General features: G+C 33.1%; 6 protein-coding genes and 3 pseudogenes. 4 read left to right on the top strand and 5 right to left on the bottom strand.

From position 1 onward, the window contains the following. Positions 1-19: 19 nt before the first annotated feature. Genes ABWU35_RS05325 through ABWU35_RS05315 form a run of 3 tightly spaced genes read left to right on the top strand, consistent with a single transcriptional unit; the run spans position 20 to position 2,399 of the window. Positions 20-469, top strand: a complete 450-nt coding sequence (locus tag ABWU35_RS05325; RefSeq protein WP_265028113.1) for an ankyrin repeat domain-containing protein — start codon at positions 20-22, stop codon at positions 467-469. A gap of 4 nt (positions 470-473) precedes the next feature. Next, positions 474-905, top strand: coding sequence for a DUF2924 domain-containing protein (locus ABWU35_RS05320; protein WP_264687084.1), 432 nt, complete (start codon positions 474-476; stop codon positions 903-905). A gap of 9 nt (positions 906-914) precedes the next feature. Continuing rightward, entirely contained in the window at positions 915-2,399 is a 1,485-nt protein-coding gene (locus ABWU35_RS05315) for a recombinase family protein (RefSeq protein WP_265028114.1), read from the top strand. A 466-nt stretch (positions 2,400-2,865) separates the two neighbouring features. Here ABWU35_RS05315 and ABWU35_RS05310 read toward each other — a convergent pair whose 3' ends face one another. The 4 genes and pseudogenes from ABWU35_RS05310 to ABWU35_RS05295 form a co-directional block, all read right to left on the bottom strand. Next, positions 2,866-4,815 (bottom strand): ankyrin repeat domain-containing protein, encoded by a 1,950-nt coding sequence (locus ABWU35_RS05310; RefSeq protein WP_265028115.1) that lies wholly within the window; start codon positions 4,813-4,815, stop codon positions 2,866-2,868. A gap of 650 nt (positions 4,816-5,465) precedes the next feature. After that, positions 5,466-6,629 (bottom strand): hypothetical protein, encoded by a 1,164-nt coding sequence (locus ABWU35_RS05305; protein ID WP_265028116.1) that lies wholly within the window; start codon positions 6,627-6,629, stop codon positions 5,466-5,468. Positions 6,630-6,634: 5 nt separating this feature from the next. Then, positions 6,635-7,481, bottom strand: a pseudogene (locus tag ABWU35_RS05300) (IS630 family transposase). A gap of 62 nt (positions 7,482-7,543) precedes the next feature. Further along, positions 7,544-8,347: pseudogene (locus ABWU35_RS05295) on the bottom strand (IS4 family transposase); the annotation flags it as partial. An 80-nt stretch (positions 8,348-8,427) separates the two neighbouring features. On the opposite strand from ABWU35_RS05295, the pseudogene ABWU35_RS05290 reads away from it, so the two are divergent. Next, positions 8,428-9,286, top strand: a pseudogene (locus ABWU35_RS05290) (IS256 family transposase); the annotation flags it as partial. A gap of 192 nt (positions 9,287-9,478) precedes the next feature. Here the strand turns inward: ABWU35_RS05290 and ABWU35_RS05285 are convergent. Continuing rightward, positions 9,479-11,713: a hypothetical protein gene (locus ABWU35_RS05285; protein ID WP_149168904.1), complete on the bottom strand. Its 2,235-nt coding sequence runs from the start codon at positions 11,711-11,713 to the stop codon at positions 9,479-9,481. Positions 11,714-12,292 lie beyond the last annotated feature (579 nt).

Below are 12,292 nucleotides of genomic sequence, written 5' to 3'. Positions count from 1 at the left end.
AGAAAGGTAGGGGTAGATTATGATAAAGCTTGGTAAGAAAGAGAAATCTCTATTAGAGAGCTCATTTAAAAAGAAAGAGACGAAAAGGGAACTACATTATGCAGTAGACGCAAAAACAGTGAGATTATTAGTCGAAAAAGGAGCGAATGTGAATGCTAAAGATGTAGAAGGATACACAGCACTGCACCTAGCGGTAACGGAGAAACGTCTAGAAATCGTGAGGGAATTGATAAAATCAGGAGGGAATGTAAATGCGGAAGAATATGGAAATAAATGCACATCGCTGCACCTTGCATGCATGATAGGCGAAAAAGAGATAGTGAAAGAATTAGTGAAGGCTGGAGGAGAAATAGAACAAGCGGATAAATTTGGAATGACAGCAATGGATTATGCGAAAAACAGTAAGGAGATCACTGAAATATTGAAGAAAGAAATAGACAGAATTGAAAAGCTATTTATGAAGGGCTAAAAATATGGAGAAAGAAATAGAAAAGAAAGTAATGAATTTAGAGAAAAAACCTTTGGGTGAAATGAGAAAAATATGGAAGAAGGTATATGGGGAAGAGGCGCCTAGATACTCAAAGAAATATCTGATACCAAGATTAGCTTATAGAATGCAGGAAAAAGCGTATGGAGAAATGTCAAGAAAGGGGACAAAAAGACTAGAGTATCTGGCAGATCGGCTAGAGAAAGGAAAAAGAATAAGTAGCGATAAATTACCAGTAGAAGGGACAGAATTAATATTAGAGAGAGGGGAAGAGACGCATGCGGTAATGGTAACAGATAAGGGTTTAATCTACAGAGAAGAATTTTTTACGTCATTGTCAGCAGTAGCCGGGAAAATAATGGGAATGAGCTACAACGGACCTTTATTATTCGGGATGCGTGACAAAAGTGGAAATTGAGGAGAGAGAATGCTAAAAGAAGTAAGATGTGCAATATATACGAGAAAATCAAATGAAGATGGTCTAGAACAAAAGTTTAATAGTCTTGATGCGCAACGTGTAGCATGTGAAAAATATATAAAAAGCCGAGAAGGATGGGTAGCATTGGCAAAAAGGTACGATGATGGCGGATATTCAGGAAAAAACTTAGAAAGACCAGCAATAAAGGAGTTATTTGAAGATGTTAAAGGAGGAGAAGTAGATTGTGTAGTAGTATATACGCTAGACAGGTTATCAAGGGAAACAAAAGACAGCATCGAAGTAACGTCATTTTTTAGAAGACATAGAGTAAATTTTGTAGCAGTAACGCAGATATTTGACAATAATACGCCAATGGGAAAGTTCGTACAAACGGTGTTATCAGGAGCAGCACAACTAGAAAGAGAAATGATAGTGGAAAGAGTAAAAAATAAAATAGCAACATCAAAAGAACAAGGATTATGGATGGGTGGAACTTTACCGCTTGGGTATGATGTGAAAGATAAGGAATTAATAATAAATGAAAAAGAAGCAAAGTTGGTAAAACATATATTTGAGAGGTATATAGAGCTGAAGTCAATGGTAGAACTGGCAAGAGAGTTAAACAGCCAAGGGTACCGGACGAAATCAGGTATCTTTAAAAAGGCAACGGTGAGAAGAATAATAACAAATCCAATATATATGGGAAAAATTAGGCATTATGACAAACAGTATGAGGGAAAGCATGAAGCAATAATAAAAGAGGAAAAATGGCAAAAAGCGCAAGAGTTAATAAAGAATCAGCCATATAGAAAAGCAAAATATGAGGAAGCGCTGCTAAAGGGAATAATTAAGTGCAAGAGCTGTGATGTAAATATGACACTGACATACTCGAAAAAAGAGAATAAAAGGTATCGATACTATGTATGTAACAATCATCTAGGAGGGAAAAATTGTGAATCGGTAAATCGAACTATAGTAGCTGGAGAAATAGAAAAAGAAGTGATGAAAGAAGCAGAGCAATTATATGAAAAACGGGGAGAAAAAGCGGAAGAGTGGAAAAATTTAAGCTTTGGAAAGCAGAAAGAAGTAGTGAAAAAGTTAATAAAAGCAGTATTGGTGAGAGAGGATGGAATAGAGTTATGTTCTGAATCAGAGGAAAAATTTATATCAATAAAGAAGAAAGGAAATAAATGCACAGTAATCGAGCCAGAAGGAAAAACAAATAATGCATTGCTAAAAGCAGTGGTGAGGGCTCACCTATGGAAACGTCAGCTAGAGGAAGGAAAATACGCAAATATAAAAGAGCTGAGTGCTAAAGTTAATATAGGTACAAGACGTATACAACAAATTTTAAGATTAAATTATTTAGCACCAAAAATTAAAGAAGATATAGTAAATGGGAGGCAGCCAAGGGGTTTGAGGTTAGTGGATTTAAGAGAAATACCGATGCTGTGGGGTGAGCAATTAGAGAAATTTTATGGATTAGGGGCGTAATTACACCATTTATAAAAAGAACAAAAGGAGAGAAACTGAAAACACCAAAAACTATTGAAAGGTATTGCTGAGAAATAGGAAAAATAGCCAAATTGCCGCTACTGCAGTTGATATAGAGGAATCAAGGACCATACCAAAAGATGTTGAGATTGATATAGAAAAGTAAATCAATGTTACAAAAGTTGACACCTAATTATGCGAAGATATCAATATAAATATTGAAGATTTTAACAGACTAGATACGACAATGGTAGAAAATGTATCCAATTTTAGCTGCATATTTTAATAGTAGATCTGGAGTGTAAAAGGCAGCCCAGCCATTGTATGTTCCATATCCTCATTTTGTAGCCAGCTTAAAAACAACATAAAAGAGTATTCTTAGAAGACATTGGTACGAACTCCTTAACCTATAAATTATAGTAGTTTATATTTAAATAATAATCTTCAACTTTTTTAGCAAATCAATCTACCTAGAAACTTCTCTCCTAGGATCAGAAGTCCTTCTTAACTCTTCACGTTCTGTCCATTTGTTGTTAGACTCGCTTATTACTTCAGGACGCATTAATCCACCAGATCTTTCAAAATATCCCTGTTCAATAGCATCGTAGACCCAGTAGTTACCAAGCTCGCAATCATTGCCTAACTCTTCTTCGCGACCTTTGAATTTTTCTAATATTTCTTCTCTATTACTCACTTCTACTATAATTTTGCTTTTATTCTGTACGTCAGGATACAGCCTAACGTCTACATTTCCCAAACTGGTATAGAAAGTTAATACTATATCGCTGCCTTCTGTAAGATCTGTGTAATTCCTTATGCCATCTTCAGTTTTAATTTCTACTTCACTTTTACCGATCTTTACTATATTTCTTCCACACTTTACATCCCCATCGGTTAGACCTAAATCCCTTGTCCCATCTGTTATCTTTATAATGTCTATTTTACTATCTTTAGAATATTCTAAGTAAAAAACGGAGTTGTCTACTCTTACATCTTTTAGCTCGCTATTGGTTGCATTTTTTGCGATTTCAATAAACTTATGAGAATTGCTAACATAATCTATATAAGCTTTTTTTAGGTTAGTTTTATGCTCTTTAAATTCTGGTGTCAGTGTGTTAGCATCAACTGTATTACCAAACACTGCCCCTTTTGATACTAATTGACATATTATATTACTAGCAACTTTAGGATTTTTTTCCAACTCACTGATTTTTTTCATCACATAATCGGTAAAAGTGTATTCATTACCTGAAAAGAAATCTTGTGAAAGAGAATAGTTTAATCGTACACCAGACTTTATAGCATCGTTTACAATCTCTTCAAGTTCAGCCATGTTTTGAGCCTGAAACACCTTATCAGAAAACTCATTTAACTTTTCCTTTTGATTTGAGGTTAAATTAACGAGTAATTTACTGACCTGTCCTTTCTTTTGCTGACGATAAATAATATTTTTATCATAATCTAATGCTCCTGCTTCTAGAAATATTTTTCTTAACTCTTGAGCAAGATCTTCATTGTCCCAAGCAAAACGTTCAACATATGAGAACACTTTTGACTCACCCATTCCGTGCCGAATATTTAGCACCACTTTTAGGTCTGAGTCTCTTTTATGCTTACTTAAAAACTCCTTTAAATTTTTAGTGCAGTCTGAATCTAGTGCAAGTAAGTCATACAATTCCTTATTCATCTTTTTCTGTTTATCAGTTAAAAATAATTCTTCTATATTATAGCAGAGTTTATTAGTTGCTATTTGTTGTGGAGTTTTACCCTTTCTACTTGTTATATTAGGGTTAGCTCCTTTTGAGAGGAGAGAGTTTGTATTATCGTAATGACCTTTGGCAGCAGCAAGGCATAATGGTGTTTTTCCTTTATTATCTTGTATGTTAGGATCTGCGCCTGCTTCTAAGAGTAAATCTATAGCCTGATTTCCTATGCGACGAAATCCACCAATATTTGCTCCTGCAATTGCATGCAATACTGTTGATTGAGATTCTCCTCTTCTTAGGTTAAGAATTACTTTTAAATCTTTATTGTTTCTATTATCATATAAAAATTCTTCAAGGGGCTCAGTATTATCAAATGAACCACAGTTAGAAGCTAAACATTTTAGAGCACTAAGTAACTTTTTGTTTAAATTTTTTTGACTTGGTGTAAGGTCATGATCTAGAGCAAACCAAACACAAATTTGCTCGCTTAGTCCAAGTTTGCTATCAATTAAAGAAGGTAGTTCATTATGATTTCTAACTGATGGTAAGTCTCCTGAGTACCACATATCATTCATCAGCTCATTTAATAAATGCTCTTTAGATGATAGATGTTCTATAATGGACTCATATTCGAAATCATATAGTTCTGATTTGGATTTTGGCTTTAGTAGATTGATGATAGATTTTACTATCCCAGTAGACTCACCCATACTTATCCCTCTAAGCTAAGATATATGATACATTGTATGCGATATGTAACATTAAGTCAATAACCATAATCTTTTTACTGCTCACGTCGTTAAGCTTTTGTTAAGTTTTTATGGTGAGTAACAATGGAGTATATAGAGAGGTTAAAAGTTGCTTATGACTCCAAATTTGAGCTAATTTTACTATAAATCAACATGGTTAAGACCTATACTTGATATCACTACTATAAGAGCATGATGCTTTAAAGGAGCACGGAAACTGCTGAAGTTTATACAGTAACCTGCGGAGCCACTTCAGCAGAATAAACAAACACATGCCAGTATTAGTAGAGAATTATTTATAAGTCAACTAACTTTTTCAAAAATATTTTAGCAAGAACATCAGTGTTGTGAAAAAAAGTTCAAAACCTTCCAGCCTTGGTAACTATTTACACAATACATACTTTTAGCTCTTAGCTATCTAAGGAATTCACTGGAGATTGATTACTATAAATGTAATTCATATTATGCTTAGTAATAAATGTATCGGAAAACGAACTTTTAACAGCACTCCATGTACTCGTATCAGGATCATTTTGTTTTCCTTCTATAACTTTGTCACAAAACTTCCCGACAGCATAACCTACTTAAGATGACTATTTCTTAAGACTAGATCACTGATTAACTGCTCGAGATAGACCTGCTTGTTTAACATAAGGTTGTTGGAGACTACCTGGCTGTTGACCAAAAGCAACCACAGAGCTATGTCTTACATCTACCTCTACAAACTCATTACCAATTTTTATAAGGGAACCTTCATCTGTTGCACCTTTATTAAAAACAGCATATATCAGTTTCACTTTGCCAGCATCAGTAATTACCTTATACGCTTCACCTTCTTTATATCTTTTCAACTGGTCCTTAGCATCTTTTTCTTTTTTATCCAATTCTCCTTTCTTAGCAAATTTTAGCTCTATTCCAACTGGGGGGTATTCTTTTTTTTGATCAGTAGCATTTATAACCAACATAACATCCAACTTCTCTCCACCACCTATTTGAAATTCAGTAATAACTTTTATATTATCTTCTCCGTAGCTACTAAATAAACCATGCAATACAGCTTGAAATGTAGCCTCATTGCTTATTAATGATTTGAAAGGATGTAGTATATGAGAAATTTCTTCAAATAGTTTTTTGTAATCATCATATTTACCAGATTCTATAGCTTTGCTCAAAGCTGCTTTAAATTTTTTATTTTCCACAATTCGAGTAAAATTACCTTGTAAAATTTCTTTACCTCTTTTGTATTTGTCCAATGAGTCATACGTATTTACTGTAATTCCCTTATTCTTATTACAGTACTGATCAAATGGATTCTTATTACTAGGCGTACTGTATAAGTTACAGGTTATTTCTTGTATCTTTATGTCATTGACGTTTTGAATTCTCCTAATATTTTCAATAGGAATTCCTTTATTATCTGGCACTCTCAATGCAAATTCATTTTTTTCATTTATGTTGAGTATAAGCACCTTCTTACCTAAAGTTAGCACTATAGTTGTAACACAATCCTCAATACTTTCTTTTGCTGCTTCTGGGCGTTTCTGTGATCCAGTAACCATTTTATCATTTTGATCATAAATAAAAATATGTTTACCTAACTTTTCACGCTTAATAATATTAGAAATAAGTACTAGCTGACCTAAGATCATTCTGCTGACATAATTAATATTATCACTTCCACCATTGCTCCAAACAATTCCATAGTAAAGATACTCTAGCTGTGTTCTTATCACCTCAGCATTCGTTGCTTCAGTGCCAAGTATAGCTCTTCTCATAATAGTCAGAATAAAAAAGCAGAATCAACAGCTTGACGGAAAGACTTAAAAATAGGGATATTTTTTCTAGCTCTGTTCTTTATAGCAAACCACTGATGCTCAATTTTGTTAAAGTCTGGAGAATATGGAGGAAGATAAAGAATTTCAGCACCAACTCCTTTAGCAAGATTATCTATTTTTTTAGATTTATGAAAAGTAGCGTTATCAAGAATTACAGTTTGGCCAGACCTTAAAATTGGAGTTAAAAACTGCTCAAACCAAGCCTCGAAAACATCCTTATTGCAATATCCTTCAAAGGTCAATGGAGCAATGATTTTCTCTTTATTTAGAGCTGCAATCATACTGACCCGCTGAGCTTTTTTACCTGATTTTAGTGAATGAAACCTCTCTCCTTTTCTGCAGTATCCGTATGGGTAGTCTTCTGTATTATCTATTCCAGATTCGTCAATATATACTAATTCTTTAGGTTCTTTTGTTGCTATAACCTTTGAAAATTGAGCTCGCTTTTCTTCATTTCTTTCTTTATATCCGTAGGTCTTTTTTTTCTTGTGAATCCTATATTTTTAAGTGCTCGATGAATTGTTTGTCTACTAATATTGCCCCAGCATCTCTGACTGAGTTTTGCCACCTTGCTCATTTGCAAATTCGGCAAATGCATTCCAGTCGGTAATTTTATGCCACGCTTCCAAGCTTTTTTGATTGAAAATCTCCCGTTTTCTCACGTCTTTTCTTCCACTCATATAAAGTTGTTTCTCCAATCTTAAATCTCTTGGCAACAGTTTCTCCACTCTCTCCTTCATCCAATGCTTCCATTACCTTTTTCCTTAAGTCATAACTATATGCTGCTGGCATGCTTACCATCACTACTATAAATCCATATCTTACCTTTTTTGGACTATTATGAGAAGTGCTATAACTTCTAAAGATGCTATCCTTTTTGGCTTGTTATCTCTAGCCGGAATTTCAACTTCTACTTTTCCAGTACAAGGAACCCTTTCTATAAATTGCCATAATTTTTCTTCTCGAGAATACCTAGATGTTTTATTTACGTTTCGGTTTCTACAAGCTCTTATCAAAACCGCTGAATTAAGACGGTAAGCAAGCTCAAAAAAATCATAAATATCTGCTTCTCTATCACATACCGTTATAGTTTCTGTTTGAGTTGAATCTATAATTTCATTTGTTTTCTTTAAACTTTCTAGCCACTTTATGCTTTCTTTATCTTCAATACTAACGTTTCTACAACGTCTTCTTTTTTCTAGCTCTTGGTCTTCTTTAGATATAGATGGTCTCGAGTAAAGCTTTTGGTCTAGTATTCCTAATGTCAAGCCTTCTGTACTAATCGCAAAAGCTGTGTGCATCATAATACCTTTACTTTGTTTTTTTGAAACAACTGCCAATCCTCTTATTTTTTCATGTCCCATATATGAAATGCAACTTGTATCCTGAATCACAAGAATCCTTTTATGAGTTTTTGTTCTTTCAACAGTTTTTGCAATATGCGATGTTAAGATATCACTTCCTTTTACATTCTCATTTTGAAAAAAACGATAAGCTGCTTTTGCTTCTGACCAACTTCCACATGCTTGATTGATTGAACTTTCAGGTAAACTTATTAAACTATCAGCAATATTTACTAATCGATCTGTCAGTCTTTTATCTCCAAGTGCAGCATCCCCCAATTCATTTCTAGCCCATTCATTACCCTTGTTTGCCATTTTTATACCCTCAATATTCACAAACTTTAATATTCTAATCCTTTATTTATAAGTCCATTTACATTTGTGGGTAATAGTAAGGGTATAGGGACATAGCATCGCATGTAGAGGAGATGTATGACCACAAAATATCTGCAGCAGAGATATCAAGTATTACCGACAAATTACTGCCGTTAATCAATGAATGGCGCAGTCGTCCACTGCAATCTGTATATCCAATAGTATTCATGGATGGCATGTTTTTCAAAGTCAAGGAGGACGGGCATTGCGTAAGTAAATGCATGTATAATATATTAGGCATAGATCAAAATGGCAGAAAAGAAGTACTAGGCTTTTATTTAGCCGAAAGTGAAGTTCTGGTTAGGAGTGTTAAATGACCTAAAAGAGAGAGGGGTAGAGGATATTCTGATTGCATGTGTTGATGGTCTAAAAAGTTTTCCTGCGGCTATAAATAGTGTATTTCCCAAAGCAGAAGTACAAATATGTATAGTGCATCAGATAAGAAATTCATTGAAATATGTATCCAGCAAAGATGTGAAAATTTTCATGAATGATTTGAAAAAAATATATCGTGCTTCAAGTAAAGAAATCGCTGAAAATTATTTGCTTGAGCTGGAAGAAAAATGGGGTGAAAAATATCCTTTGGTCATAAAATCGTGGCAAAACAATTGGGAAAATTTGTCTGGTTATTTTAAGTATTCTGGCCCTGTTAGAAGGCTAATTTATACCACCAATCCAATTGAGGGGTTGCATAGATGAATCAGGAAATTCATTAAAACCAAGGGCTCATTTACCAGTACAAATGCCTTGTATAAGTTGGTATATTGTGCTATAAAAAAAGTGGAGCAAAAGTGGATTATGGCTCTCCCTAATTGGGCTTTAACTATGTCTCAACTTGACATCTTCTTTCCCAACAGATTGAAAATTGAGTTGAACTAAAAATGCGGCTTGACACACTTTTTTGAACATTCCCGATTAAGTCTAAACTATTACAGATAAATTAATCTTTTCTTCATCATTTATTTTAACAGTTACAAGCTTATTTTTACCATTACAAAAAGCACCTCCCGGCTCTAAATTAAAACGCATCTTCATCCCCCTTATTTTTATATCTACAATGTACAGCAACTATCATAATCCCCGACCATAAGCTCTTGCATTTACTCTGAGTAATTGATTTTTATTCACCCCCTCTAGAAAGCTAGATGGATTTTCCATTGTACACTCTGACTGTTTAATAGTCTTACCTGACTCTTTAAAAACACTACTATTTCTTTCGAAATATCCATTTTCTATAGCTGTCAAAACACTTTTTCCCCCTAACAGACAACTCTGCCCTAAACTTGATTTATTCTCTAACTTGTTAAATCTTACTTCATCGACAAGCCTCACCTCTATTTTATTACTATCTTTCTCACTAGGACATAGATGAATACTGATTTCTCCTACTTCGGTAGTAAAAGACATTCTAATGCTATCTCCTGATACGTCTGTGTAATTTCTACTTCCTCCTATATTTTCAACTCTAATTATACTTTTTCCAACTTGAAGTACACCAATGTTTAGATTTAAATCTTTAGCTTTTTGATTATTGAATATCTTTGCAACTTCAATAGTACTATTTTGTGGGTAATCTATACAAAAATATCCATTATCTATTTCTAGTTCAAAGTCATGTTTATCAATTTGCTCATTTTTACTTATAATACTTTCAAGTGCTAACTCCTTCAGCTTTGAAAGGTTTGCTTTTCGCTGACCTAAGGTATCTTTATCTGAACAAATTACGTTTACTACATCTCCATGCTCTTCATCGCTAAATCTGTTTAAAGATGCACCTTCTGATATTATCTGAAATATTTTTTTCTTGTGTAAAAACTCATAAATTCGAGTAGTGTCAGCAGATAAATATAGCTTTGGGAATGTGTCAGCTATACGATCTATCAAGGACATATCAGATTTATATGGAAAAGTGAACATTATTCCTTGTTTCAGTGCTTCGTTTATAACTTTATCAAGTTCTTTTTCGCACTCCTCATAATCTTCTTCGCTACCAGAGTAACCTAAAGTGTCCAGATAATCATGGATCTTATTTATTTTTTGCCAAATACTTTCATACTTTTCTTCTTCTCTTGTATTCGGTTTTACTTTCGCTAAAGAAAAAGAATCTTTTTGACGAATTAAAACAAAAGTATCTTTTTCTTTATGAATTATGGCTTCATCATAGAATAGTTGACTGTAACGCCTACCAAAACTTTCATCATAATCAGGGCAAGGGCTAACATTGTCACTTTCACTATCCGTTTCGTTCCATACTTCAATTGGGAAATCATTATTTTCAAGGTTTTCATCTTCACTTGTTCGACAATTTTCTGTTTTTCCATATAGCCAGGTTGATTTCTGGTCATCGCTACTTTCATCGTCAGCTTCATTCCATAATCCAATCTCGAAATCATTATTTTCAAGGTTTTTATCTTCACTTGTTCGATAATTTTCTGCTTCTCTATCTGGTAAGGTTGATTCTTGGTCATTATTATCAATAATATGTTTAATTTTCACTTCAGGTACAAACTGAAGCTTTGCTATTTCTTCTCTTACGTTTTCTTTGTTTATTTCATCTGTAAGAGACACTTCATTACTAATATAGAAATTTTTCTGTTTTAAACTTTCGTTTTCCTTCTGCAGTCTATTGAATTCTGCAAATAGTTCTTTATACTCTAATAAATAAATACAAAATTGATCTCTTACATCATTAAGTTCCTTCTCTTTTTCTAATATCTGATTTTCATAGTCACCTTTCAAATCCTCTATACTGTTTATCAGCACTGTACTTTCTTTTCTTACTCTGTTTAACTCAGCTTCAGTCAAATCCAGTTTTTGCTGTAACTCTTCATTTATTTTGTCTGTTAACTGAATTTCATTCTTTGCCTTTTTTAATTGGTTATTTAAGTTCTTAATTACATCACTTTTGTTCTGAGTTTCTAATAATAACATTTCTACTTTCTGTTTTAGCTGTTCGATGTCTTGATCATTTTCAGTTAAACTTCTCGTCTTTTTTTGTAATTTAACTTCAAGCTTTTTAATTTTCCCTTCTAGGGTTTGCATTTTTCTGGTAAGTTCACTTACTTCTTCGTAATACTCTTCTACTCTTTTCTTATAGTGTTTTTGTAACTCTACATTTTTTTTAAGATCAAAATTTTCTTGTTGTAGATTTTCTATTTTGCTTTCTAAACTATCTATTGTTTGATTTTCTTCATTGCTAATCTCAAATACCTCTTCAGGAAAATCTTCAAATTCACAAGATGAATTGCCTTCAAGGTCGTTACTACCAAATAAATTATATTGTACTACCTGCTTAAAACTAAACATACCTATACCCCCTACTAAAATAAACAAGTAATATATTGTATGCGCTATATATTATAAATACAATCAATTTGAATATAATCTATTTACTAATTCGTATTGTGAATTTTTATAGAGTAGGTTTAGGTGTAAAATATTATAATACCATTAAAGCAGGTGAATAAAGCATAGTCTTTTTGAAAGGATAAATTTAATGAAAAGACCATACTAATTAGTGTTATAAGGAATTGAATTATTTACTTTCTCCAAAAAACATAAAAAGATCGTATATTTGTGAGAACAATTTAAGCAAAAGCTGCGTTATGAAAATAGAAGCTTGAAATTTTTGCAACAAAGCCAAGTAAATTGGTTCGCATGTAAATATGGCTGAAGTAGGCTAATATAGCTGCTTTTACTATATAATAAATTGATATAAAGAAAAGTTCGCACGGATCTAGCGGTAGACCAACGCATCCTAAAACAAACTCTTCTCTCGTCTCTTGATTTCGAGTCCTAGAAATGGTTATTTTATTTAAATTATTAGTGTAATATGTTGCTAGATTAATAATAATTGATTTGACAATAGTAAAGAAAATTTTAGGT

Origin of the sequence: Wolbachia endosymbiont (group B) of Xylocampa areola, from assembly GCF_964028205.1 — a bacterium.
Lineage (GTDB): Bacteria > Pseudomonadota > Alphaproteobacteria > Rickettsiales > Anaplasmataceae > Wolbachia.
This window is presented reverse-complemented; position numbering and strand designations above follow the sequence as displayed.